Origin of the sequence: Chryseobacterium pyrolae (genome assembly GCF_025153485.1) — a bacterium.
GTDB lineage: Bacteria > Bacteroidota > Bacteroidia > Flavobacteriales > Weeksellaceae > Chryseobacterium > Chryseobacterium antibioticum.
On record NZ_JANZQH010000004.1, the window covers coordinates 334889 to 359752 of the forward strand.

Annotated in this window: 23 protein-coding genes; 20 read left to right on the forward strand and 3 right to left on the reverse strand. The window is 37.5% G+C overall.

Annotation, left to right across the window (positions count from 1 at the left end; genetic code table 11):
- Positions 1-14 precede the first annotated feature (14 nt).
- A complete protein-coding gene (gene clpB / locus NZD88_RS11240) occupies positions 15-2609 on the reverse strand; it encodes an ATP-dependent chaperone ClpB (protein WP_259829224.1) in 2595 nt (864 codons plus the stop codon).
- A gap of 470 nt (positions 2610-3079) precedes the next feature.
- Between clpB and NZD88_RS11245 the strand changes: the two genes are divergently transcribed.
- The 20 genes from NZD88_RS11245 to NZD88_RS11340 all read left to right on the forward strand — a co-directional run bounded on the left by NZD88_RS11245 (position 3080) and on the right by NZD88_RS11340 (position 23258).
- The gene (locus NZD88_RS11245; protein ID WP_259829225.1) at positions 3080-3658 is read left to right on the forward strand and encodes a TetR/AcrR family transcriptional regulator; all 579 of its coding nucleotides are present in this window, start codon (positions 3080-3082) and stop codon (positions 3656-3658) included.
- Between the two features lie 442 nt (positions 3659-4100).
- On the forward strand, positions 4101-5417 hold the full coding sequence (locus tag NZD88_RS11250; RefSeq protein ID WP_259829281.1) for a phenylacetate--CoA ligase family protein: 1317 nt from the start codon (positions 4101-4103) through the stop codon (positions 5415-5417).
- Positions 5417-6502, forward strand: a complete 1086-nt coding sequence (locus NZD88_RS11255) for a 2Fe-2S iron-sulfur cluster-binding protein (RefSeq protein ID WP_259829226.1) — start codon at positions 5417-5419, stop codon at positions 6500-6502. Before NZD88_RS11250 ends, NZD88_RS11255 begins: the two co-directional genes overlap by 1 nt.
- Positions 6503-6595: 93 nt before the next feature.
- Positions 6596-7534, forward strand: a complete 939-nt coding sequence (gene paaA, locus NZD88_RS11260) for a 1,2-phenylacetyl-CoA epoxidase subunit PaaA (RefSeq protein ID WP_169234811.1) — start codon at positions 6596-6598, stop codon at positions 7532-7534.
- Between the two features lie 109 nt (positions 7535-7643).
- Positions 7644-7925 (forward strand): 1,2-phenylacetyl-CoA epoxidase subunit PaaB, encoded by a 282-nt coding sequence (gene paaB / locus NZD88_RS11265; protein WP_034725794.1) that lies wholly within the window; start codon positions 7644-7646, stop codon positions 7923-7925.
- 74 nt (positions 7926-7999) lie between these two features.
- Positions 8000-8749 carry a 1,2-phenylacetyl-CoA epoxidase subunit PaaC gene (gene paaC / locus NZD88_RS11270; RefSeq protein WP_259829227.1) on the forward strand — a complete coding sequence of 250 codons (750 nt, stop codon included), beginning with the start codon at positions 8000-8002 and terminating at the stop codon, positions 8747-8749.
- An 83-nt stretch (positions 8750-8832) separates the two neighbouring features.
- Positions 8833-9297, forward strand: coding sequence for a 1,2-phenylacetyl-CoA epoxidase subunit PaaD (gene paaD / locus NZD88_RS11275; RefSeq protein ID WP_259829228.1), 465 nt, complete (start codon positions 8833-8835; stop codon positions 9295-9297).
- A 147-nt stretch (positions 9298-9444) separates the two neighbouring features.
- The gene (locus NZD88_RS11280; protein ID WP_259829229.1) at positions 9445-11193 is read left to right on the forward strand and encodes a hypothetical protein; all 1749 of its coding nucleotides are present in this window, start codon (positions 9445-9447) and stop codon (positions 11191-11193) included.
- Between the two features lie 310 nt (positions 11194-11503).
- A complete protein-coding gene (locus NZD88_RS11285; protein ID WP_169234807.1) occupies positions 11504-12304 on the forward strand; it encodes an enoyl-CoA hydratase/isomerase family protein in 801 nt (266 codons plus the stop codon).
- 89 nt (positions 12305-12393) lie between these two features.
- A complete protein-coding gene (locus NZD88_RS11290) occupies positions 12394-13527 on the forward strand; it encodes a 3-hydroxyacyl-CoA dehydrogenase NAD-binding domain-containing protein (protein WP_259829230.1) in 1134 nt (377 codons plus the stop codon).
- 72 nt (positions 13528-13599) lie between these two features.
- Positions 13600-14013, forward strand: a complete 414-nt coding sequence (locus NZD88_RS11295) for a PaaI family thioesterase (RefSeq protein ID WP_169234805.1) — start codon at positions 13600-13602, stop codon at positions 14011-14013.
- Between the two features lie 82 nt (positions 14014-14095).
- Complete coding sequence (gene pcaF / locus NZD88_RS11300; RefSeq protein WP_259829231.1) at positions 14096-15301, forward strand: 3-oxoadipyl-CoA thiolase; 1206 nt, start codon at positions 14096-14098, stop codon at positions 15299-15301.
- Positions 15302-15433: 132 nt separating this feature from the next.
- Positions 15434-16027, forward strand: coding sequence for an acyltransferase (locus tag NZD88_RS11305; RefSeq protein ID WP_259829232.1), 594 nt, complete (start codon positions 15434-15436; stop codon positions 16025-16027).
- A 34-nt stretch (positions 16028-16061) separates the two neighbouring features.
- On the forward strand, positions 16062-16913 hold the full coding sequence (locus NZD88_RS11310) for an alpha/beta hydrolase (protein WP_259829233.1): 852 nt from the start codon (positions 16062-16064) through the stop codon (positions 16911-16913).
- A 19-nt stretch (positions 16914-16932) separates the two neighbouring features.
- Entirely contained in the window at positions 16933-18255 is a 1323-nt protein-coding gene (locus NZD88_RS11315; protein ID WP_259829234.1) for a DUF6624 domain-containing protein, read from the forward strand.
- On the forward strand, positions 18255-18518 hold the full coding sequence (locus tag NZD88_RS11320) for a hypothetical protein (protein WP_259829235.1): 264 nt from the start codon (positions 18255-18257) through the stop codon (positions 18516-18518). Before NZD88_RS11315 ends, NZD88_RS11320 begins: the two co-directional genes overlap by 1 nt.
- A gap of 26 nt (positions 18519-18544) precedes the next feature.
- Positions 18545-21040 (forward strand): phenylacetic acid degradation bifunctional protein PaaZ, encoded by a 2496-nt coding sequence (gene paaZ, locus NZD88_RS11325; RefSeq protein WP_259829236.1) that lies wholly within the window; start codon positions 18545-18547, stop codon positions 21038-21040.
- 173 nt (positions 21041-21213) lie between these two features.
- Positions 21214-21750, forward strand: coding sequence for an SMI1/KNR4 family protein (locus tag NZD88_RS11330; protein WP_259829237.1), 537 nt, complete (start codon positions 21214-21216; stop codon positions 21748-21750).
- Between the two features lie 45 nt (positions 21751-21795).
- Positions 21796-22569 carry a DUF4241 domain-containing protein gene (locus NZD88_RS11335; RefSeq protein ID WP_259829238.1) on the forward strand — a complete coding sequence of 258 codons (774 nt, stop codon included), beginning with the start codon at positions 21796-21798 and terminating at the stop codon, positions 22567-22569.
- A 2-nt stretch (positions 22570-22571) separates the two neighbouring features.
- Positions 22572-23258, forward strand: coding sequence for an SMUG2 DNA glycosylase family protein (locus tag NZD88_RS11340; protein WP_259829239.1), 687 nt, complete (start codon positions 22572-22574; stop codon positions 23256-23258).
- A gap of 107 nt (positions 23259-23365) precedes the next feature.
- Here NZD88_RS11340 and NZD88_RS11345 read toward each other — a convergent pair whose 3' ends face one another.
- Both NZD88_RS11345 and NZD88_RS11350 read right to left on the reverse strand, forming a co-directional pair.
- A complete protein-coding gene (locus NZD88_RS11345; protein WP_259829240.1) occupies positions 23366-24187 on the reverse strand; it encodes a T9SS type A sorting domain-containing protein in 822 nt (273 codons plus the stop codon).
- A gap of 26 nt (positions 24188-24213) precedes the next feature.
- Positions 24214-24762, reverse strand: a complete 549-nt coding sequence (locus NZD88_RS11350; protein WP_259829241.1) for a phage tail protein — start codon at positions 24760-24762, stop codon at positions 24214-24216.
- Between the last annotated feature and the right edge of the window lie 102 nt (positions 24763-24864).

Genomic DNA, 24864 nt, shown 5'->3' on the forward strand with positions numbered 1-24864 from the left:
ATGAAAAAAACTACTTATTGATCGGTTGGTCTGAAAACCAAACCGGTTTCTTCGAAATAATCCAAAGTGATTCTGTCTCCGTCATTAACGGTTCCCGCAAGAATCTCTCTTGATAATTTATTTAAAACTTCCTGCTGGATTACTCTTTTCAGAGGTCTTGCTCCGAAAGAAGGGTCATATCCTTTATTCATCAGATAATCTACAGCATCCTGAGTAGCGGTCATAATGATATTACGTTTGCCTAGCATATCATTATACCCTCTCAACTGATACTGAACAATTTTTCCGATCTCTTTTTTGTTTAGAGGTTGGAACAGCACTACCTCATCAATTCTGTTCAGGAATTCAGGACGCAAGGTCTGTTTCAGAAGATCAAAAACCTCATCCTTGGTTTTGCTGACGATTTCGTCTTGATTTTCCTCTGTAATATTTTCAAAATTCTCCTGAATAAGGTGTGAACCTAAATTGGAAGTCATAATGATGATCGAATTTTTAAAATTCACCACACGTCCCTTATTATCTGTCAGACGTCCGTCATCCAAAACTTGTAGCAAAGTGTTGAAAACATCAGGATGTGCTTTTTCAATTTCGTCAAGAAGAATTACAGAATACGGTCTTCTTCGTACCGCTTCCGTAAGTTGCCCGCCTTCATCATATCCTACATATCCCGGAGGAGCTCCTACCAATCTTGAAACGCTGTGTCTTTCCTGATACTCACTCATATCGATCCTCGTCATATTATTCTCATCATCGAATAAGTATTCTGCTAGAGCTTTTGCCAGCTCAGTTTTACCGACACCGGTGGTTCCCAGGAATAAGAAAGATCCGATGGGTTTTTTATCATCACTTAATCCGGCCCTGTTTCTTCTGATAGCATCTGCCACGGCTCCGATTGCTTCATCCTGTCCTACGACACGATGGTGAAGTTCTCCCTCAAGATTCAGTAACTTTTCTCTTTCAGACTGAATAAGCTTCGTAACAGGAATTCCCGTCCATTTGGCAATCACTTCAGAAATATTTTCAGAAGTAACTTCCTCCTTAATCAATTCATTCTGATGATTTTGCATCTCCAGTTCCAGTTTTTGCAAAGCATCTTCTTTCTCCTTTATTTTCCCGTACTGAATTTCTGCTACTTTCGCATAATCTCCTGCTCTTGAAGCTTTTTCTGCTTCCAGTTTCAAAGATTCAATATCTTTTTTAATCTGCGTTAAATCCTCAGATTTTTGTTTTTCTTTTAACCATTTAGCATTGATCTCATTTCTTTCCTCAGAAATTTTTGAAATATCTTCTTTCAAGTGATCAATCTTAGTCTGGTTGCCTTCTCTCGAAATAGCAGCCAATTCAATTTCCAGCTGCATCAGTCTTCTGTCCAGAACATCAAGTTCCTCAGGTTTTGAATTGATCTCCATTCTCAGCTTAGCCGAAGCTTCATCGATAAGGTCAATCGCTTTATCCGGTAAAAATCGATCTGAAATATATCGTTGAGACATTTCTACCGCAGCAATGATCGCCTCATCTTTGATTCTTACTTTGTGGTGAGCTTCATATTTATCCTTAATACCACGAAGAATTGAAATCGCAGACTCCGTATCCGGTTCTTCCACCATTACCTTCTGGAAACGTCTTTCCAATGCTTTGTCTTTTTCAAAATACTTTTGGTATTCATTCAAAGTAGTAGCACCAATCGCTCTTAATTCACCTCTTGCTAAAGCAGGTTTAAGAATATTCGCTGCATCCATTGCTCCTTCACCGCCTCCGGCTCCTACCAGAGTATGGATCTCATCGATGAATAGGATGATCTGTCCTTCTGATTTGATCACTTCATTCACAACAGATTTCAGGCGCTCCTCAAACTCACCTTTATATTTTGCCCCGGCAATTAAAGCACCCATATCCAATGAGTACAAAGTTTTGTCCATCAGGTTTTCAGGAATGTCTCCCGAAATAATACGGTGGGCAATTCCCTCAGCGATTGCTGTTTTACCAACACCGGGCTCCCCGATAAGGATCGGATTGTTTTTAGTTCTTCTGGAAAGGATCTGAAGCACTCTTCTGATCTCCTCATCTCGCCCGATTACCGGGTCCAGTTTTCCTTCCGCTGCTAATTCATTGAAGTTTTTAGCATATTTATTTAAGGATTGATAGGTCTCTTCCGAACTGGCAGAAGTAGCCTTGCTTCCTTTTCTTAATTCTTTAATAGCCCCTTCCAAAAGACTTTTGGTGACCCCCATATCTTTAAGCATTTTAGATGCCTCAGAACTGGTTTCCAGTAACGACAGCCATAAATGCTCGATTGTTACATATTCATCTCCCATTTTTTTGGCGACGTTGGGTGCGTCCAGTAAAACTTTGTTAGCTGATTGTGATAAGTAAATATTGCCTCCTTCAACTTTTGGGAGTTTTTCAATATTTTCACGGTTGCGCTCTCTTACCAAATTGGCATCTGCTTCAGATTTTTTTAATAAGAAAGGCGAAATATTTTCATCTACCTGAAAAATACCTTCAAGTATATGTTGTGGTTCGATACTCTGATTACCAAATTCCATAGCAGTCTGCTGAGCTGCCTGAATGGCTTCTTGTGATTTTACAGTATATTGGTTTAAGTTCATATTTTTTATGTTTTTTGTAATAATTTGTTTTTGGTTCAGTTTTTAAAAAGACATCAAGAAACTAAATTGTAAGGCCCAGTTTCTTAATGCCATCATTATTTAATCATTTAATCGATTACCTTACCGCAAAAATTGTTCAATTATTAAATTTACAAAAAAAGAAGACAAAATTTCCGAAATATCTATTTTTAACGGTAAATTAACTTGACAAAATTTCCGATTGTTTGATATTTGCTTTGAAATAATGGAAAAACCGTCAGTGTAAGAAAAAATACAGAATCGAAAGAAGGGAAGATTGAGGTCTTTCATCGCTTCTTTACGTCAACTTAACGGGAAATTCTCCTCCAGTGGAGGGGTGGCAAATCGAAGATTTGACAGGGTGGTTAAACAAAACTCTCGCTTCTGTGTTTAAAATCATAGTGTTAAATAGACGTATTAACCTCAGAATAATTACTTTTGCATTTTACCAGATGGAGCTTAAAGAAAAACAAAGGAAAATTTTAGACGTAGCAGTAGAGCTTTTCAAGGAGAAAGGCTATATGGGCAGCTCAGTAAGAGATCTGGCCACAAAGCTTAATATCAAAGCTGCGTCGCTGTATGCTCATATCCGCTCTAAGGAAGAAATCCTGGAATGGATCTGCTTTGGAATTGCCCGGGAATTTTTTGATGAACTTCAGGAAGTAAAAAACACCGACATTGCCCCAAGGGATAAACTGAATTTATTCCTCGATAAACATTTATCCGTCGTTCTTCAAAACCGGGACGTTACCCACATCTATTCTAATGAATGGAGACATCTTGAAGAAAGACTTCCCGAATTCATAGAACTGAGGAAAAATTATCAGAATGAAGTAGAACAACTCATCTCCGAGATCTACAAAGCAGAAAACTGGGAATTGCAATCACCAACTTTTACCACAAGATTCATCCTTCATACCCTTAATAATTCCTATTTCTGGTTCAAAAGAAATACGGAATCTACCACCGAAATTACTGATGAAATAAGGGCTAAGCTTCTGTATGGCCTACTAGGAAATCAAAAGCAATAATTTTTTACCACAAAAGGAACAAAAGTTCTTGTACACAAAGTTTACATGTTAAGTTAAAGATCTTAATGCTTAGAAGTTCACATAAGTTTCTTCAAAATCTTTGATTTTCTACACCATCATGGAAGAATCTGCTCAATCTATTTAATCTGCGAGATAAACATTTTAGCATTACGATTTTAATCATGAAAAAATAATCTTTCGGCAGAAAAATATCTTTGATATTTCCTTAATTACTCTTAACTCTTTAAAAAACCTTAATGTTTCAAATAAAGAAACCTTCTCATGTAACCCTAATATTTGGTACTTTTTACAGGTAAAATAACTCATCGTATCCCTATTTAGTTATTTAGAATCATTCAAAATGTGACAAAAGTCATAAATATTTGGTCAGGATTGAAATTCTTTTTAAATTTACACCTAACAAATGTTAGTTAGTAAGGATATGGATTTTTCAGTTGAATATGTAAAGCTTGACCAGTTGAGGCTACTTCAGTCCGACCGGTTGACAGATTTGGTCGGCTATCTTGAAGAGAGATCAGATTTTTATAGAGGAAAATTTAATGAATCAGGAATATCTCCACAGGATATTAGGTCGATTGAAGATATCACGAAACTTCCGATTACTTACAAACAGGATTTAAGGGATAATTATCCGTTCGGATTGTTTACCGTTCCGAAGGATGAACTGCAGAGAATCCATTGTTCAAGCGGAACAACGGGAAAGCCTACCGTGGTGGGCTACACGAAAGAAGATGTTGATCTTTTCAGTGAAGTAGTGGCCAGATCATTATATGCAGCGGGAGCAAGACCGGGAATGCAGTTACACAATGCCTATGGATATGGGATATTTACAGGCGGATTGGGACTTCATTATGGAGCAGAAAAATTAGGGATGAGCGTTCTTCCTATTTCAGGAGGAATGACCGCCAGACAGGTAGACCTGATTATTGATTTTAAGCCTGAAGTGATCTGCTGTTCTCCATCTTATGCATTGACGATCGCCGATGAATTTGCCAAAAGAGGTGTTACTGCTGAAGAAATCAGTTTGAAATATGCCGTTTTAGGTTCAGAACCATGGACGGAAATTATCAGAAGTCACATTGAAGAAAGACTGGGTCTCCATGCAACGAATATCTACGGATTAAGCGAGATTATTGGCCCGGGAGTTTCCATGGAGGATTTTGAAGAAAAAGGGGGATCTTATATCTGGGAAGATCATTTTTATCCCGAAATATTGGATCCGATTACTAAAAAGCCGGTTCTTTTCGGGGAAGAAGGTGTTTTGGTGATTACCACTTTAACGAAAAAAGCAATGCCGCTTTTACGTTACTGGACCAATGATATCACAAGTCTCTATTATGATGACAACGCCAAACGAAGCATGGTGAAGATGAGACCGATCAAAGGAAGAGCAGATGATATGCTGATCGTAAGAGGAGTGAACGTGTATCCAAGCCAGATCGAAGAAGCATTTTCTCATGTAAAAGGAGTGGTTCCCAACTATTACCTGACTCCCATTGAAAAAGAGCAGATGTGTGTAGCGCTGGATATTGATGTAGAAATTGATGACGAATTGGTGAAAGATCAAAAAATAGATACAGATACCGATGATTATTTTAATTTTGTCGGCAACTTTGGAAAAAACATAGAAAACGAAATAAAAAAGAGGGTAGGAATTACCACGAAAGTGAAAATTCATGCCCAGGACAGCCTGCCGAAGTGCGAAGGCGGAAAAATTAATAGAATACTTAAAAAATAATGAATTCATTTTATAAACTTAAAACGGTAAGAGTTCAGAAAGACACTCCTGATGCGGTGAACGTAGCAGTAGAAGTTCCTGAGGAACTGAAGGATAAATTCAGGTTCAAGCAGGGGCAGTATCTTAATTTCCGTATGATGATCAACGGGAATGAAGAAAGACGTTCTTATTCTATCTGCAACGCTCCAAGCGAAAAAAGCAATACACTGGAAGTACTGGTAAAGCTTTTAGAAGGTGGTAAAGTTTCCGGATACTTCAATGAGCATCTTCATATGGATGAGGTGCTGGAAGTAATGCCTCCAATGGGGGGATTCAATACGTCTTATCATCCTACCAATGTGAAAACCTACGTAGGTTTAGCGGCAGGAAGTGGGATCAGCCCTGTTTTATCAAACATTAAGGAAAGTCTTTATCAGGAGCCAAACAGCTGCGCTTATCTTTTCTACAGCAACAGAAGCATGAATCATGTGATGAAAAGAACTGAGATTGATAAGTTGGTAGAGCATTTCAAAGGGAGATTGAAAGTGATTTATTTAGTGAGCCGTGAAAAACATGAAGATCCTGTATTTGAAGGAAGAATTTCTGCTGAGAAACTGGAGCAGTTATTTGAAAGATATACAGATATTGATGTAAAAGAATCCACTTATTTCATCTGCGGACCTGCAGAAATGATTAAAGGTATTTCTGATTATTTAAAGAAAGATAAAAAAGTACCTGCTATTCAGGTTCTATTTGAATATTTTACAGCTCCTGACGAAGAAAATTCTGAGGAGATGAGTGATGAATTTAAGGCCATTGCCAATTTGGAAAGTATGGTAACGGTCATTATTGACGATGATGAATATTCGTTCCACCTTAATTCTAAAAAAGAGAGTATCTTAGATAAAGCATTGAAAGACAATCTTCCGGTACCTTTTGCTTGCAAAGGAGGAGTTTGTTGTACGTGTAAAGCGCAGGTTTTGGAAGGAGAAGTTTTCATGGAGAAAAATTTCGCGCTTACCGAGGACGAAGTAGCCAGAGGTTATGTTCTGACATGTCAATGTCACCCGACTACGAATGTGGTGATGCTTAATTATGATGTTTAATTTTTTTGTAAAATGTAAAATGTACAATGTAAAAAGTATATCAAAATACATTGTACACCCGACATTTTACTTTAATACAAAAAAACAAGAGAAATGGATTTAGAAAAATTTGTACAGTACGTACACGACGAAAATAAAGTAGAACCAAAGGATGTAATGCCCGATGATTACAGAAAACTGTTGGTTCGCCAGATTTCACAGCACGCCCATTCTGAAATTGTCGGAATGTTGCCGGAAGCCAATTGGATTTCCAGAGCACCCTCATTGAGAAGAAAAATGGCTCTTTTAGCTAAAGTTCAGGATGAAGCAGGTCACGGTTTATATCTGTATTCTGCAACCGAAACTTTAGGAAACGGAACCATCAGAGCGGACAGAGACGCGACCTATGATGATATGTTGGAAGGAAAAGCGAAATACTCAAGTATTTTCAACTATCCGACATTGAGTTGGGCAGATATTGGTGCCATCGGTTGGTTGGTTGATGGTGCAGCGATTATGAATCAGGTCATGTTGATGGGGAATTCTTACGGTCCTTATTCAAGAGCGATGGTGAAAATCTGTAAAGAAGAATCTTTCCACCAAAGACAGGGCTACGAAATTCTGATGGCGCTTTGCCGTGGAACAAAACAACAGAAAGAAATGGCTCAGGCTTCGTTAAATCGTTTCTGGTGGCCTGCTTTAATGATGTTTGGCCCGAATGACGATAGCTCACCCAACTCTAAAATCTCTATGAATTACAGAGTAAAAAGAGAGAGTAATGACAGTCTTCGTCAGAGATTTATCGATGTGACCGTTTCTCAGGCTGAATTTTTAGGATTAACCATGCCGGATAAAGATCTTAAATGGAATGAGGAAAGACAGCATTACGATTTCGGAGAACTTCCATGGGATGAATTCATGGAAATCTTAAAAGGAAACGGACCTTGTAATAAGAAAAGATTACAGACCAAAGTAAAAGCGCAGCAGGAAAACCTTTGGGTAAAAGAAGCAGCGATAGCTTTTGCAGAGAAACAGGAAAAAATTTCAATGTAAGAATATACCAATATAAAAATGTAACAATCAATTTATCATTTTGAGCAAAACGAAGAATCTCATCATTGGTAAATTGTTAGATTGATACATTGTTAAATTAATTTTAATTATGGCAAATTTAGATATGTGGGAAGTGTTTATTCAGACTAAACCGGGATTATCTCACAAACACGCAGGAATAGTACAGGCGCCAACCGCAGAAATGGCTTTGCAGAATGCAAGAGACGTTTACACAAGAAGAAAAGAAGGAACTTCTGTTTGGGTAGTTCCAAGTAAATATATTGTGACTTCAGAAGGAGTAGACAAAGAAGCTTTCTTTGATCCGGCAGATGACAAATTATACCGTCACCCGACGTTCTACGATATTCCTAATGATGTAAAAAATATGTAATTTTCTGTAAAAGGTAGGCTGTAAAAAGTACAAAGTACAACCGACATTTTACGTTTTACAAAAAAAATAAAACAATGAACCCATTATATAATTATTTATTAAAGTTTGCTGATGATAGCTTCATCATGGGACAAAGGTTGTCTGCATGGTGTGGCGAAGGTCCATATTTAGAGGAAGATATTGCATTAACAAACATCGCACTGGATGAACTTGGTCAGGCCAATAACTTTTATGTGTATGCATCAAAAGTGGCGGATAACGGTAAAAGTGAAGATGATTTAGCCTTCTTAAGATACGAGCACGAATATGTAAACGCACATTGGGTTGAACTTCCCAATGAAGATTATGCACAAACAATTCTTAAAGTATATGTATTCTCCGTATATCAGAAATTGATGTACGAAGCATTATCAAATTCAGCAGACGAAGAACTTTCTGCCTTGGCTCAGAAATCGTTAAAAGAAGTAAGGTATCACTATACGCACGCTTCTTCCTGGATGAAAATTTTCGCTCAGGGAACAGAAGAAAGCCGTGAACGTTTGGTGAAAGCACTTGATAACATCTGGGAATATTCAAAAGGATTATTTGCCAAAGTGGAAGGAGAGGATGATCTGATTGCATTAAACATCGCTCCAAATGTGGACGAACTGTACAAAGACTTTGTAGCCATCACGGAAAAAGATTTTGCAGAATATGGACTGGAATATCCGGTAAATCCATTTATGCAGCCAAAATCAAGAACAGGATATCATACAGAATATTTCGGATTTATTCTTTGCGAACTTCAGTATATGCAGAGAGCATATCCGGGATGCACGTGGTAATTCTAAATGTAACAATCTAGCAGTTTAACAATGTAACAATTAATTGCTGGACTGTTAGATTGATAAATTGTTACATTTTAAAAATGAAAAATCCCTTAGAAATATTAGAATTAGTTCCCGATCCCGAAATTCCGGTGATCAATGTTGTGGAATTAGGTATTGTAAGAGAGGCAAAAGTGACTGGCGAGAATACTTGTGAAGTAACGATTACACCAACTTATTCTGCCTGTCCTGCCATGTTTACCATTGAGGAAGACATCATAAAATTGATGAAGGAACACGGCTGGGATGCCAAAGTAGTAACCAAAATGTTTCCCATATGGACAACAGACTGGTTAACAGATGAAGCGAGAGAAAAACTTCGTATTTACGGAATCACACCTCCTGAAAAAGGAGCAGACGAACATCACATCGGGAAACCGAAAAAATGTCCGCGTTGTGGCTCTATGAATTCAAAACAGATCAGCAGATTCGGATCTACCTTGTGTAAAGCCTCTTATCAATGCTTAGATTGTCTGGAGCCGTTTGATTATTTTAAATGTCATTAAATAGTAAGAAGTCATTTTCCAAATAAATGACATCATTGTGTAAATAACAAAATGATACGACAAGTTTTGTCGTTAGCAGCGCTTAGTTTTGCTTCAGTATCATTTTTTAATGATCTTATTTAAAATAATCAACACAACACATTTATTATGACAAATTGCAACAGCCAGAAATTTCCATCAACATGTAATCCTGCAGATTATGGATTCAATAAATTTTTTCCTCATACCGGAGAAGAGGTTTATTATCAGAAGATCACTGGAACTAATTTACCAGAAGATGGCGTAGTGCTTATTCAGGAAAACGGCTTGTATTATAAAGCTATTTTACATGAAAATACCATTAATATTGAATGGTATAGATGTAATGAAAGATATGCTAATGATGAGGAAATTATTTTAGCTGCTGTTAATACTGCGGCATATTTAGGGGCGATTTTAAGATTTGATGCAAAAGAATACATTGTTAATGAACAATTAAGTTTTACGGGTATATCCTGTTTCAAACTTTTGGGAGATAAGCAGCATACATTAATAAAATCAGATAAAAAGGAGCAAGATCGCCTTGAAGGATTTTATTTTAGCTTTACTAATTGTGATAACGTTATCATAGAAGGACTTAGATTCGATCAGAATAAGAGTAATTTAATTACTTATAGTGCCGCAGATGATGCTGCTCAAAAAGAATACAATGGAGGTGTCTTTTTTACCAAATCAAGTAATATAGAAATTATAAATTGTCATTTTTTTGATTTATATAATCGAGCTGTACGTATTTTCTCCTGTTATGGAAATATAAATGTTAATAATAATCTTTTCGAAAGTAATGTTCAAGAGCAAATCTATGTGATGGAACATTTAGTTGTTGCACAATGTCCTTTCGCAAAGGTAATTTTGGAAAATAATGCGTTCAAAAATGCAGAAAATCATAATCCGGATCATGGGGTAGTTGCTATTTTTGCTTTTGAGCTGGGAGAAAAAGGATCCGTACTCATAAACAATAACTTCTTTGAATATTGTGGAAGAAACCATACTGGAGTACACAGACTCTATGCAATAGATTTTTATGATAATGTGAATAATTTTATTGTTTCTAATAATATATTTAAAAACTTGACATGGGGAGCTATTAGATTTGATGGAACCAGAGAAAATGGAATTATATGTAATAACATTATCCATCAGTTGATTGCTGATCAGGACGGAATGATTATGGCTGCTTCAAGGGAAGAAGCAAAATATAATCAAACGAAATTTAAGAATATAAGTATTCATAACAATATTCTGGATGCAGCAACAGAATTAAGTCATGGTATTGCAGTGCTAGGGCTTTCTCCTTTTTGTGCAGCAGAAAACATTGAGATTTCAAATAATAAAATGTATAATTTAAGATATGGAATCAAAATTCATGGCGACGTAAGTGTAGTGTCAATCAATAATAATCAGGGTTTTAACCTTATAGGAATTGGTATTAATGTAGAAGGATTTAAAACAGGATTTAATAATACTCCACTTAAACCTAAAAAAATAGAAAAAATTTATATCAACGATAATCATCTTAATGGAAGACCAGAACTCAATTTTAATGGGTTTGTAGGGGTTCAGATAAATGGTTTGGATGTAGATTCTAAATTTATGGGAAGAGTACTCATTAATAACAATTTTATATCAAGTAATAATAAAGGATACGGAATTATTATAAATACAGGTACTTCACTTGATAATGTTGTGAGCGTTACTGCTAATACTATTGAAAATATTGAACGAGGTTTATATATACGAAGCGAAAGAGTTTTGGTTAAAGATAATTTGATTTATAATGCATCAATTGAGGCGATTCTAGATCAAGCTGTCGGTACAATTTTTCACGAAAATTTTTATAACAACGTACTTATTTAATGACCTAAATAATATTTTCTTCTAGATAAAAAACATGCAAAACAATATTTTAAACATACTATCCCAGGTTCCCGATCCCGAAATTCCGGTGATCAATGTTGTGGAACTGGGTATTTAATGTAACAATGAATCAATGTACAGTTTACCAATGCCAGAATAATTGGTAAACTGCTACATTGTTAAATTATTTGCTGCATCGTTAATCTGTTAGATTGTTATATGAAAGAGATTGCCACATTATTTTATATTGTTAAATTAGAGCAGTGTAATTTTTTAATTCTTTAATCATTTAATTTTTAAATTTAAAACCATGTATACACAACTCGATATCGAAACGCATTTTGACGGGAAACTGAAAATTGCTTACCTCAATCAGCCGGAAACAATGAACGCGCTTACAAAGCCATCTTTATCAGATCTGAAAGATTTTATAAAAGAATGTAGTGAAGACCCTACAGTAAGATGTGTGGCAATTTCAGGAAGAGGAAGAGCTTTCTGCTCTGGTCAGAACCTAGATGATGCTTTCGTACAGGGCAACGAGCACCATGATAACGATATCATCAGAAAAATCGTAGTAGATTACTACAATCCTTTGGTAACAGAAATCACACGTTGTAAAAAACCTGTTGTGGCATTGGTAAACGGTCCTGCAGTAGGTGCCGGTGCTATGTTAGCTTTGATCTGTGACTTTGTTTTAGCTGTGGATAAATCTTATTTTGCTCAGGCATTCTCTAATATAGGATTGATTCCTGATACGGGAGGAACGTATTTCCTTCCCAAATTATTAGGAAGACAATTGGCCAATTATTTAGCATTTACAGGAAAAAGATTATCCGCTGAAGAATCTAAATCTTACGGTTTAGTGGCTGAAGTTTTCACAGAAGAAGAATTCGCTCCTAAATCTATGGAGATCCTTGGGAAAATGTCCAATATGCCAACAGCTGCTATTAAATTGACTAAAAAAGCTTTTGCTCAATCGTACAATAACACGTTGAAAGAACAACTTGAACTGGAAGGCGATCTACAGCAGGAGGCTGCACAAACAGAAGATTTCATCGAAGGGGTAAACGCCTTTTTACAGAAAAGAAAACCTGATTATAAAGGAAAATAAAAGATTTTGTACAATGTAAAAAGTATGATAATGGCAACGTACCTTGTACATTATACTTTTTACATTGTACATTTTACATAATACAGAACATGAACAATATAGGAATTATTGGGGCAGGAACCATGGGCGTAGGAATTGCTCAGGTGGCTGCAACAGCGGGCTGCAAAGTCGTTTTATTCGATGCAAATACTCCGCAGATTGATAAAGCACTATCAGGCTTAGAGAAAACACTTCAGAAATTAGTGGATAAAGCTAAAATTTCTCAGGAAAAAGCCACAGAAATCAGAAACAATATCGTTAAAGGTGAAGCTTTACAGGATCTGAAAGATTCCGATCTCGTGATCGAAGCTATCATCGAAAACAAAGACATAAAAACCAAAGTATTTACCGAGCTGGAAACCTATGTTTCCGAAGACTGTATTATCGGTTCCAATACCTCATCCATTTCTATCACCTCTCTCGGTGCAGAATTAAAGAAGCCGGAGCGCTTCATCGGAATTCACTTTTTCAATCCGGCTCCATTGATGCCTTTAGTTGAGGTTATTCCATCCTTATTAACAGAAAAATCATTAGCGGAAAAAATCTACAGTCTTATGAAAGATTGGGGAAAAACACCTGTGATTGCCAAAGATATTCCTGGATTTATTGTTAACAGAATTGCCCGTCCTTACTATGGGGAAGGATTAAGAATTGTTGAAGAAAACCTTGCAACACCGGAACAGGTTGATGAAGCTATGAAAACGGTAGGAAACTTCAAAATGGGACCTTTTGAATTAATGGATTTAATTGGGGTTGATGTTAATTTTGCCGTAACCACTACCGTTTACAAAGATTATTTCAACGACCCTAAATACAAACCGTCTCTTCTTCAGCAAAGAATGTCTGAAGCCAAACTTCACGGCAGAAAAACCGGAAAAGGTTTCTATGATTACTCTGAAGGTGCAGAAAAGCCTGTTGCTCAGAAAGACGATGCATTGTATCAGCAAATTTTTTTAAGAATTATTTCAATGCTGATCAATGAAGCTGTAGAAGCCAAAAGATTAGGCGTTGCTAACGAGGAAGATATTGAGTTGGCTATGCAGAAAGGAGTCAATTATCCAAAAGGATTATTGGCATGGGGAAAAGAAATCGGTTATTCAAAAATTTCCGAAACCCTTCAAAATCTTTATGAAGAATATCAGGAGGAAAGGTACAGACAAAGTCCTTTACTTCGTAAAATGTAACAATATAAAAATTTAACAGTGTAACAATAATTGGTACATTTTTACACTGTTACATTGGTAAATTAAAAAATTATGACGCCGAGACAAGTTGCAGATTATATGTTCGATCAGGATTATTTTTCCCAGTGGATGAATATCAAGATGATCGAAGTTAAAGAAAACTATTGCTTAATAGAAATGCCCATCAAGAAAGAGATGATTAATGGGCTTAAAACGGTTCACGGAGGTGTGACGTTCGCTTTTGCAGATTCTGCACTGGCATTTTCGTCCAACAACACCGGAGATGCAGCTGTTGCCCTAAACTGTATCATCAATTTTACCAAAGCTGGAAAAGAAGGTGATGTTTTCAGAGCAGAAAGTATTCTGGTCAATGATACCAGAAAAACAGCCGTTTACGACATCAAGATCACCAATCAAAATAATGACCTGATCGCAAAATTCGTTGGAACCGTCTATAAAATTGGAAAAAAAGTAACAGAACTATAAAAAGATAAAGACATCAGATGCCAGATATTAGATTAAAAAATGTCTGAAGTCTGAAGTCTGAAATCTAAAAATCTAATAAAAAATGAACAACGTATACATTATAGACTACGTCAGAACCCCAATCTCAAAATTACAGGGCGGATTATCAGAAGTAAGAGCTGATGATCTCGCAGCCGTGGTTATCAAGGAAGTTATGGCCAGAAATCCTGAAGTTCCTGCGGAGGAAATTGAGGACGTTATTTTCGGATGTGCCAACCAGGCCGGGGAAGATAACCGTAACGTAGCAAGAATGGCTCTTCTATTGGCTGGACTGCCTTACAAAATCGGAGGTGAAACGGTCAACAGACTTTGTGCTTCGGGAATGTCGGCGGTAGCTAATGCTTTCCGTTCCATTGCTGCAGGAGAAGGTGAAATTTATATTGCAGGTGGAGTAGAGCACATGACTCGTTCGCCTTACGTAATGTCTAAACCCGGTGCTGCTTTCGGAAGAGACAGCCAGATGTTTGATACCACTTTCGGATGGCGTTTTGTTAATCCGAAGATGAAAGAAATGTACGGAGTTGACGGAATGGGTGATACCGCTGAAAACTTGGCAGATATGCACAATATCAGCAGAGAAGATCAGGATAAATTTGCTTTATGGTCTCAGCAGAAAGCGACAAAAGCTCAGGAAAGCGGAAGACTGGCAGAAGAAATTGTAAAAGTTGAAATTCCTCAGAAAAAAGGTGAGCCTAAAATTTTTGATCAGGATGAATTTATCAAACCAACCTCTTCCATGGAAGGTTTAGGAAAACTTCGCCCCGCTTTCAGAAAAGAGGGAACCGTAACTGCCGGAAATGCTTCAGGAATGAATGACGGAGCAGCAGCTCTTATCCTGGCAAGCGAAGAAGCCGTGAAAAAATATGGTTTAAAACCAAAAGCTAAAATCTTAGGATCTGCCGTAGCTGGAGTAGAGCCCAGAATTATGGGAATCGGACCTGTAGAAGCTACTCAAAAATTATTAAAAAGATTAAACCTTTCCCTTGATGATATGGATATCATTGAACTGAACGAAGCATTTGCAGCACAGGCTTTAGCCGTGACCAGAAGCTTAGGTTTACACGATGATGATTCAAGAGTGAATCCCAACGGAGGAGCTATTGCCATTGGCCATCCACTGGGAGTTTCAGGAGCAAGAATCATAGGTTCTGCCGCTATGGAACTTCAGAAGCAGGATAAAAAATATGCATTGTGTACCCTTTGTATCGGTGTCGGACAAGGCTATGCAATGGTGATCGAAAAAGTATAATTTTTTCAATAATGTAACAATATAAAAATGTATCAATGTAACAATTCCCGCAATGCCGAATCTGTCGAAACATTTCAATTGGTAAACTGTTAGATTGATACATTGTTAAATTAAGTTTTTAACAAAAATTTTATGAACATCTACTCATACCACGGTATCCGTCCCATCATCAAACCCTCTGCTTATATTCATCCGCAGGCGGTGATTATTGGGAATGTGGAGATCGGTGAAGAAGTATATATCGGGCCCAACGCCGTGATCCGCGGTGACTGGGGAAAAATTATTATTAAAGACGGAGCCAATGTCCAGGAAAACTGTACCCTTCATGTGTTCCCGAATATCGAAACCATACTTGAAGAATCGGCCCATATCGGACATGGCGCGATCATCCATTCAGGACATATCGGTAAAAACTGTCTTGTGGGAATGAATTCCGTAGTAATGGATAAAGCGGTCATCGGAGATGAGTGCATCATTGGGGCTCTGGCATTTGTTCCTGCTAATTTTACGTGCGGACCCAGAAAACTGATCGTAGGAAGCCCTGCAAAGATTATCCGCGATGTTTCCGATGAAATGATCCATTGGAAAACGGAAGGAACCAAGCTTTACCAACAGTTGGCAAGAGAAGGAAAAGATGCTATTCTGCCATGTGAACCGTTCTCTGAATATGTAGAGCAGATTCCTACCAAAACTGTTGATTACAGCATCTGGGCAGATTTAAAATAAATTTTTAAACCTTATTCAAAACGGATAAGGTTGTATGATACAAACGAAAAAGAAGATGATTAAAAAGATGCTCATTGCCTGTAGTATGCTGTTTGCTTTTCAATTCATGGTTTTAGCCCAGAGTGAGAAAGTAAAACCGTTAACTATTGGAGAGGTCAGAACACTCAAGTCTAAGATCTTAAATGAAGACAGAACTTTAAATATTTATCTGCCACAAGGTTTTGATAAAACAAAATCATACCCGGTTATCTATCTGCTGGATGGCTCAATGAATGAAGACTTTATTCACGTTTCAGGATTAGTACAGTTTTTTAATCAAATGTATGCGATGCCTGAAACCATTGTGGTTGGAATTGCCAATATAGACAGAAAAAGAGATTTCACTTTTCATACTGATTTAAAAGATTTACAGAAAGATTATCCTACAACGGGACATTCTGATAAGTTTATTAATTTCCTGGAAAAAGAATTAAAACCTTATATCGAAAATCAGTTTAAGACTACTGATACCTATGTGTTCGGTCAATCTCTTGGCGGACTTCTGGCAACAGAAATCTTGTTGAAAAAACCTGAAATGTTTAATAATTATTTCATCATCAGTCCAAGTTTATGGTGGGATGATGAAAGTCTTTTGAAACAGGCGAATAAGTTATTGTCTACAATTCCGGATACCAAAAAATTCGTTTATGTGTCTGTAGGAAAAGGTGAACATCCGGTAATGGTCAAAGACGCAGAAGATCTATATGATACGCTTAAAAAATCAAATAAAAAAAACTGGACGGTAGAATATAAAATGATGGAAGGAGACAATCATGCAACGATTCTTCACAGAAGTTTGTATGAAGGTTTGGTGAAATTGTTTCCGTATAAAGAACCAAAAAAATAAAGAGCTAAAAACACAAATCATGAGATATTTATTGACAGCCGTTTTCTTTTCAATTATGATCAATGCTCAGGAAAATCAGCAGAAGAAAATGAATCTGAAGCTTAAAAATGAATTAACACAGATTCATAGAGATGATCAAATATATCGTGAGCTGATACAACCGAATGTTTCACAGGAGCAAAGGGAAAAGGTAATGAAAGAAAAAAATCTTACAAAGGAAGATGTTACGGATAGAATATGGAGGCTAATGGACGAGCAGGATGATGAAAATCTCAAAAAAGTTGAAAAAATTATTGCAGAAAATGGCTACCCGGGGAAGTCTCTGGTAGGAGAGCCCGAGAATAAAACAGCTTGGTTGGTTATTCAGCATTCTCCGAAAATAGATCAGTATATGCCAATTATTAAAACGGCTGCTGATCATAAAGAAATTCCGTTTAGACTGTATGCCATGATGCTGGACAGACAGTTAATGCATGATGGAAAAGAGCAGATCTACGGAACTCAGGGATTTTCTTCTCACGACGGAGAGAAAGAAAGCGAGCCTATTATCTGGCCTATTAAAGATGTTAAAAACGTAAACAAACTCAGGAAAGAAGCAGGTTTTGATCAAACGGTAGAAGATAATGCTAAACGTCTCTACGGAAAGGAATTTGTTTTTAAAAACTATACTTTGGAAGAAGTGTTAAAGTTCGGAGGTGATAAGAAAACTGAAGAAAAATCACTCAATCTCGAACTTAAGAAAGAGCTAGCACAGATCTATAAAGACGACCAGATCTACCGGGAGTTGATGCAACCCAATATTACGCCCGAAAGAAAGGCCGAGATCATAAAAGAGAAAAACCTGTCCAAGGAAGATGTTGGTAGCGGACTCACCAAAAAGATGAACGATCAGGATCGGGAGAACCTTGTTAAAGTAGAGAAAATCATTGAAAAATATGGGTACCCAGGAAAATCTATGGTGGGCGAACCTGAGAATTATGCCGTATGGAATGTTATCCAGCATTCCCCTAAAATTGAAAAATATTTTCCTCTGATCAAAAAAGCAACAGACGAAAAAGAATTGCCATTCAGACTCTACGCCATGATGCTGGACAGAAAGCTGATGTACGACAACAAAGAACAGATCTATGGAACACAGATCCGCTCTATTTTTTCGACAAAAGACGGGAAAATGGAAACGCTATCATTTGTGTGGCCTATAAAAGATCCGGTCCATGTCAACGAGCTGAGAAAGAATTCAGGATTTGGCAAGACCATAGAAGATTACGCTAAAGATGCGGGAGGTATCGAATATAAAAAATATACATTGAAAGAAGCGCTGGAGCTTCAAAAAAAGAAATAATGGATCTTCTGAAAAAATATTGGATTTTCCTGTTCATTGCTCTTATTGGATCCAATTGTGTTGGGTTCTATCTATTATGGGAGTCAGTGGGTATTTCTGATGCATTGGAACATGTAGAATCAGAGACCGTGATCAGAAAATTGAAGCAGAAGGACTTTCTCTACACTCTGTTTGTAGATGCAGTCCTGATTCTGGATTTTTCCCTTATTCTGTTCTTGCTGTTTATGGCAGGAAGGAAAATAGTAAAACTCATTAAAAAATAATAGTCAGGTAAAAAGTTAAAAATAATATGGAAAAACTGAAAAATTACATCTACGGAGAATGGGTAGAAGGTACCGGAAACGGAATGCCTTTGTACAATGCCGTTACAGGCGAGCAGGTCGCTGTTTCAGATACAGAAGGGCTTAATTTTGAGCAGGCTCTTGACTACGGAAGAACAGTAGGCTACAAGAACCTTTCTTCCATGACGTTCTATGACAGAGGGGAGATGCTGAAAAAAGTGGCTCTTTATCTTTTGGAAAGAAAGAAAAAATATTACGAATTATCATATAAAACCGGAGCTACTCATGCAGATTCATGGGTAGACATAGAAGGAGGTTTCGGTACTTTCTTTACCTATTCCGGATTAGCCAAAAGAATGCTTCCGAACACTCCGTTTTGGGTAGATGGCGAAACCCAGAAAATTTCTGCCAACGGAACTTTTCTGGGCACTCATATTCTGACACCAAGTGAAGGCGTTTCTATACAGATCAATGCCTATAACTTTCCGGTTTGGGGAATGCTGGAGAAATTATCCACCTCACTGCTGGCGGGTGTCCCTTCCATTGTAAAACCATCTCCTTACGGTTCTTATCTAACCAATGCCGTTTTTCAGGACATGATCGAAAGTGGCGTCCTTCCGGAAGGAGCGCTTCAATTGGTTTGCGGTGAACCTGGAAATATCCTGGATTACGTTCAGGACGGTGACTCTGTACTATTCACAGGATCTGCCAATACAGGAAGAAAACTGAAATCAATGCCTTCCATCGCTGGAAATGCAGTACGATTCAATATGGAAGCAGATTCTCTGAACTGTTCAATTTTGGGTCTGGATGCAAAACCGGGAACTCCGGAATTTGATCTCTTCATTAAAGAAGTACGTACAGAAATGACGACCAAAGCAGGTCAGAAATGTACAGCGATCAGAAGAATCATTGTTCCTGAGCACCTCATCGGGGATGTTCAGAACGCTTTATCTAAAGCTTTAGACCAAACCAAAATTGGAAATCCGCTAAGCAGAGAAACCAGAATGGGGTCGCTTGTAGGAAAGCAGCAGTACGATGAGGTGGTAAGAAAAGTAAATATCTTAAAATCAGAAACAGAATTAGTTTACGACGGAAAACATGAACTTATAGATGCAGATTACGATAACGGAGCATTTATGAGCCCGAAACTATTCTTAAACGATAAGCCGTTTGAGAAAAATATCTCTCATGATGTAGAAGCTTTCGGACCGGTTTCCACTTTGATGCCATACAAAGACGCAGAAGAAGCGGCAGCTCTGGCAAAAAGAGGAAAAGGAAGTCTGGTAGGATCTATCATTTCACACGACGAAAAATTTATCGCAGAAACTTCATGGAAAATGGCTTCCCAGCATGGAAGAATTTTTGTTCTGAACAGAGATAATGCCAAAGAAAGTACAGGTCATGGTTCGCCGTTACCTACATTGATGCACGGCGGTCCTGGTAGAGCTGGTGGAGGTGAAGAAATGGGTGGATTGAACGGTCTTCATTTCTTCCTTCAGAAAACAGCCATTCAAGGTTCTCCGGATGTGTTGACCGCTATTACCAAAGTCTATCAGCAGGGTGCAGAGAAAAAGTATGCGGACAAACATCCGTTCCAGAAATATTTCGAGGATGTTGAAGTGGGAGATTCATTAGAAACAGCAGGAAGAACGGTTACTGATGCAGATATCGTTAACTTTTCCAACGTTTCATGGGATCACTTCTATGCACATACCGATGCTACAAGCTTAACGGGAACTATTTTTGATAAAACAGTAGCTCACGGATATTTCATTCTTTCAGCAGCAGCAGGACTGTTTGTTTCAGGGAAAAAAGGTCCGGTTATCGCAAACTATGGATTGGAAAACTGCTCATTTTTTAAACCTGTTTATGCGGGAGATACCATCACAGTTTATTTAACGGCTAAAGAAAAAATAAACAGAGGCGTAAAAGGAAGAAATATTCCTTCCGGTGTTGTAAAATGGTTGGTGGAAGTAGTTAACCAGAGAGAGGAAGTTGTTTGTGTAGCAACCATCTTAACATTGGTGGCAAAGCATTCTCCTTTCATTGATCTGAACGTGAAAAATGTTCAGAAAATATTGGGTGGACTGACAGAAACCACTTCGCTAAACTGGGGTAAAATGTCTCCTCAACAAATGATCGAGCACCTGGAGCATGGAGTCTTGGTAAGCTTAGGTGAACCGGAAGCCGACAAGTGTTTCACACCGGAAGAACAATTGGAAAAATGGCAGGATTCACTGTATAACCACAGAAAAATGCCTAAAGATTTCCCGGCTCCTTTCTTAGCTGAAGATGAAACTTTGCTGGAATTAAAGCATAAAAATCTTGAGGCTGCCAAACAGTCTTTCCTGGATAACTTAAAAAGATTTTCAGTGTATTACAAGGAAAATTCACAGGCTGAACATATGAATTTTGTGTTCGGAAAACTGAATAAAGAAATGTGGGAACTGATGCACAAAAAGCATTTTACACACCATTTTGAGCAGTTTGGATTGATTTAATTCAAAATAAAATATAAATTTATAGTCCCTTTTGGTTTTTACCGAAAGGGATTTTTTCATAATTCTTGTCAAGGTTTTGCTGTATAAAAAATCTTGGTTTAGGAAAGGGTTTTTATTAAAAATGATAATTACTTTTACAGTACAATCAGAATCTCATTTATTTAAATCAAAATATGGAACTACAATTTTTCAAAGACTATGACTTTACGGATTTTTGGAATGCGAGCAGCTATTCAGTAAGAGATTATGAAGAACCATTTCCGGATGATGATCTTATTGCTTCTGTAGAAGAAGAGTTAGGCTACAAGCTTCCGGCTTCTTATATCGAACTGATGAGGTTACACAACGGCGGACTGGTAGAAAAATCATGTTTCCCTACATCAGAAGAGAATTCCTGGGCAGATGATCATATTGCCATTACCGGAATAATGGGAATCGGGAGAGAGAAAACCTATTCCATCTGCGGAGAATTGGGAAGCCAGTTCATGATTGATGAATGGGGATATCCGGCAATTGGGATTTACATCTGCGATTGTCCTTCGGCAGGGCATGATATGGTTTTGCTGGATTATTCTAATTGTGGAAAAGATGGAGAACCCGAAGTGGTTCACATTGATCAGGAAGATAATTATAAAAAAATATTTCTGGCGAAAGACTTTGAAACTTTCATAAAAGGACTGAAAAGTGAAGATGAATTTGATAGTGAATAATTAAACAGATACTTTTAAACATTAATCAAAGCATAAAATAAAAAAATGAACGAAAACTGGATTCAAAAATGGGAAGAGGTAAAAGATGTACTTACATGCCCCGTAGATTTGGAAACCTATTTCACTTCAGATGAAATTCTGGAGCAGAAATTGGAAGTAATGGAGATTGGAAATGTTTCTCTCCCTTCCGGAAAAGTGGTGGTGAGAGATCCGTTGGTTTCTCTGAATGCCAATCAATCACCTTATTTTATTCAGGCTCCGAAAGGAAATTTCCCTGTGACCATTGCCGTAGTGAAATCTGAAGACTGGGGAGACAGATATGCTGTTGTAAAAGTTGAATTTACTAAAGAAAAACCTGTTGTTTACAGAGAAGCCCTTATCGGAATTGAAGAGTTGGAGGGTGTAACAGAAGACGATTTTTTTGGTTTCGGAGTGGATGCCGGTTTAGGCTGTATTACCGATGCAGAAGTGCTTCCTTTTGTAGATCAATTTATAGATGAAAAAGATTTCGGCAATATTTACGATGATTATTTTGCTGAACTTTTTGCACAAAGCTATAATGACCATCCCAACAATCAGAGAGAAGCAGGAGACTGGATCAATTGGACTGTTCCGGGTACCAATTATCAGATTCCGATGTTTGCAAGTGGTTTTGGTGACGGAAGTTATCCTGTTTACTTTGCTTATGATGTCAATGGAGAAATTTGTGGCCTGTATATTCAATTTATTGATATTGAATTGGCTTTAAGTGAAGAAGGGGACGAGGAAGATTATAAAGATGATGATCAACCTGAAAATTTTATTTTTCTGAAAAACTAAATATGTATAAAACTTTTGCTGATAAAGTCATTCAGTTTAATGAAAATCTGGAATATACTGGAGAACTTCCTGAAACGTTTCAGGCATTAAATCCTTATCTGGACAATCCGGAAACCATGACTGTCATGCGGGAGTTTTATCACAAATATTATAATGATCAGAACCGGAGAAAATTCATCATCGGGATCAATCCCAGCCGGCATGGAGCAGGAGTGACAGGTGTACCGTTTACTGATACCAAAAGGTTGGAGGCTGTCTGCGGAATTAAAATGCAGTCGGCCCGTACTCATGAAGTTTCCTCGGTTTTTATGTACGATATGATCGCTGAATATGGTGGAGCAGAAGAATTTTATAAAGACGTTTATATTAATTCACCGTTTCCGCTAGCCATTGTCAGAAAAGCAAAGACCGGTTGGCTGAATGCGAATTATTATGATGATAAAAAACTCTTTGAAGCCGTAAAAGATTTTATGATAGATTCACTGAAGAAGCATATCAGCCTGGGCGTGGATACTTCCGAAGTATTTGTTCTCGGAAAAAAGAATTCAGAATTTATTTCAGCACTCAATAAAGAAGCTCAGTTATTTGAAAAGATGACCGTTCTTGAACATCCAAGATATATTCAGCAGTATAAATCAAAAGAAAAGCAGCTGTACATCGACAAATATATTTTAGCATTAAAAAAATAGAGTACCTTCATAAATGGACCAGATAAAAACAAAAATCCCCTGAATAACCAAGGGATTTCTCATTTATGCATTAGAATCTTCTCGGGGCACAAATCTTATGAAAAATTTTATTTTTTGATAATCTTGGAAGATCCTGATGGTGTTTTGAGAATATAAACGCCATTTGAAAGTTCCGAGATGTCGGCCTGATTAGTTCCTTTATTCATTTCAAAGCTTTTAAGCAGTTTGCCATCCTGGCTGTAAATTTCCGCCTTTGTATTTTCTTCCGTTTTAATCGAAAGCGGTCCGTTGGTAGGGTTAGGATAAACGGCTAGTTCGTTTTTGGCTGTTTTAACTTCATCAGTTGCCAGTACAATACCTGTATCTTTTACCCAAGTAAATGCATCCAGACCTACATAGGTATAGGCCCCGCCTGAAGTGATCCGAAGCTCATCAATAATAATGTTCGAATAGTTTTGTCCATTCAGATTGGTTAAATCAATTAAAGTATACCCATTCGTTGAACCCAGAGATGTTACAAAACCAGTCGTCTTGGTTTGGGTGAATTTAGTGACCCCTGATAACTTTCCGGTTACGGTAAGATTTCCAACAACATTTTGATTTAATGCATTATTAGAAAGGAATATCCAAAATCGGTTTACTTTAAATAAGTTCCCTGTTGTCTTGATACTAAAAGAAGCATCAGTGGCAACAGATCCGGAATTATCAATATATCTGTTATCATTAGCTGTCCCGTTCCAGCCTGTCCCCGGGTAGTTGGCCTGAATATCAAAAGTTCCTACATAAGAGATAACATTGAATATTACGCCGTTATCTGTGAAGGTTGGACTTGCATTTGATTCAGTTTCAAATTGTTCTGTACTCGTCTGTCCAAATGAAAATAAAGATATGAGCAGACTACAGATGGTTAAAAAAATAGTTCTTTTCATGATTTAGGTTTTAAATAGGTTGTTTTTTAGCTGCGTGGAGGATAAATTCCCTCTACACAAATGATGTAATTAAGCCCTAAATAAGGCGGCATATTATTCATCGGAATATTCTGTCCGATGTAGGATATAGATCTTGCATTAAGAGCGGTATCAGGATCAGCCTGCACAAAGCTTGGAATCGCCGTAAAATCCCTCCCTACCTGGTTCCCTGTAATAGCAATAGATGTGTTAACTGACGGAGCAGGCAAAGTTGCATTGGCATTGGCCACTTTCAGCTGAAAGCCGGACCCGATGCTTGGAAGATTTTGTGCCATGATCGTATTTTGAGGAGTTCCTGCCATTACTCCCAGAGGATAATATTCATTACTGTTCACATTTCCGGCGCCTATGGCCATCCTTCCCTTTAGGTTTGGAAGGGCGAAAGTAGTGACTCCGTCACCGCCGTAAGTGGTTCCCAAAATTGAAAATAATGCAGAATTGCTTGAAATACTTAATAAGCTTCCGTCACAAAATAACCAGCCTCTAGGGGCAAAATTGCCTGCAAATAATTTTACAATTCCAATGTACTCTTCCATGATAATAGTTTTTTCAGTTATTAAATTTTCCTACTCTGTTTTGGGCTTTTCGGATTCCGCCGGTGGTTGTGAGTTTTTTTGATAAGTCAAAGGAACAACATA

Coding starts and splice junctions, on each gene's coding strand:
- clpB (WP_259829224.1), bottom strand. CDS start 2,609: ATGAACTTAAACCAATATACTGTAAAATCACAAGAAGCCATTCAGGCA.
- NZD88_RS11245 (WP_259829225.1), top strand. CDS start 3,080: ATGGAGCTTAAAGAAAAACAAAGGAAAATTTTAGACGTAGCAGTAGAG.
- NZD88_RS11250 (WP_259829281.1), top strand. CDS start 4,101: ATGGATTTTTCAGTTGAATATGTAAAGCTTGACCAGTTGAGGCTACTT.
- NZD88_RS11255 (WP_259829226.1), top strand. CDS start 5,417: ATGAATTCATTTTATAAACTTAAAACGGTAAGAGTTCAGAAAGACACT.
- paaA (WP_169234811.1), top strand. CDS start 6,596: ATGGATTTAGAAAAATTTGTACAGTACGTACACGACGAAAATAAAGTA.
- paaB (WP_034725794.1), top strand. CDS start 7,644: ATGGCAAATTTAGATATGTGGGAAGTGTTTATTCAGACTAAACCGGGA.
- paaC (WP_259829227.1), top strand. CDS start 8,000: ATGAACCCATTATATAATTATTTATTAAAGTTTGCTGATGATAGCTTC.
- paaD (WP_259829228.1), top strand. CDS start 8,833: ATGAAAAATCCCTTAGAAATATTAGAATTAGTTCCCGATCCCGAAATT.
- NZD88_RS11280 (WP_259829229.1), top strand. CDS start 9,445: ATGACAAATTGCAACAGCCAGAAATTTCCATCAACATGTAATCCTGCA.
- NZD88_RS11285 (WP_169234807.1), top strand. CDS start 11,504: ATGTATACACAACTCGATATCGAAACGCATTTTGACGGGAAACTGAAA.
- NZD88_RS11290 (WP_259829230.1), top strand. CDS start 12,394: ATGAACAATATAGGAATTATTGGGGCAGGAACCATGGGCGTAGGAATT.
- NZD88_RS11295 (WP_169234805.1), top strand. CDS start 13,600: ATGACGCCGAGACAAGTTGCAGATTATATGTTCGATCAGGATTATTTT.
- pcaF (WP_259829231.1), top strand. CDS start 14,096: ATGAACAACGTATACATTATAGACTACGTCAGAACCCCAATCTCAAAA.
- NZD88_RS11305 (WP_259829232.1), top strand. CDS start 15,434: ATGAACATCTACTCATACCACGGTATCCGTCCCATCATCAAACCCTCT.
- NZD88_RS11310 (WP_259829233.1), top strand. CDS start 16,062: ATGATACAAACGAAAAAGAAGATGATTAAAAAGATGCTCATTGCCTGT.
- NZD88_RS11315 (WP_259829234.1), top strand. CDS start 16,933: ATGAGATATTTATTGACAGCCGTTTTCTTTTCAATTATGATCAATGCT.
- NZD88_RS11320 (WP_259829235.1), top strand. CDS start 18,255: ATGGATCTTCTGAAAAAATATTGGATTTTCCTGTTCATTGCTCTTATT.
- paaZ (WP_259829236.1), top strand. CDS start 18,545: ATGGAAAAACTGAAAAATTACATCTACGGAGAATGGGTAGAAGGTACC.
- NZD88_RS11330 (WP_259829237.1), top strand. CDS start 21,214: ATGGAACTACAATTTTTCAAAGACTATGACTTTACGGATTTTTGGAAT.
- NZD88_RS11335 (WP_259829238.1), top strand. CDS start 21,796: ATGAACGAAAACTGGATTCAAAAATGGGAAGAGGTAAAAGATGTACTT.
- NZD88_RS11340 (WP_259829239.1), top strand. CDS start 22,572: ATGTATAAAACTTTTGCTGATAAAGTCATTCAGTTTAATGAAAATCTG.
- NZD88_RS11345 (WP_259829240.1), bottom strand. CDS start 24,187: ATGAAAAGAACTATTTTTTTAACCATCTGTAGTCTGCTCATATCTTTA.
- NZD88_RS11350 (WP_259829241.1), bottom strand. CDS start 24,762: ATGGAAGAGTACATTGGAATTGTAAAATTATTTGCAGGCAATTTTGCC.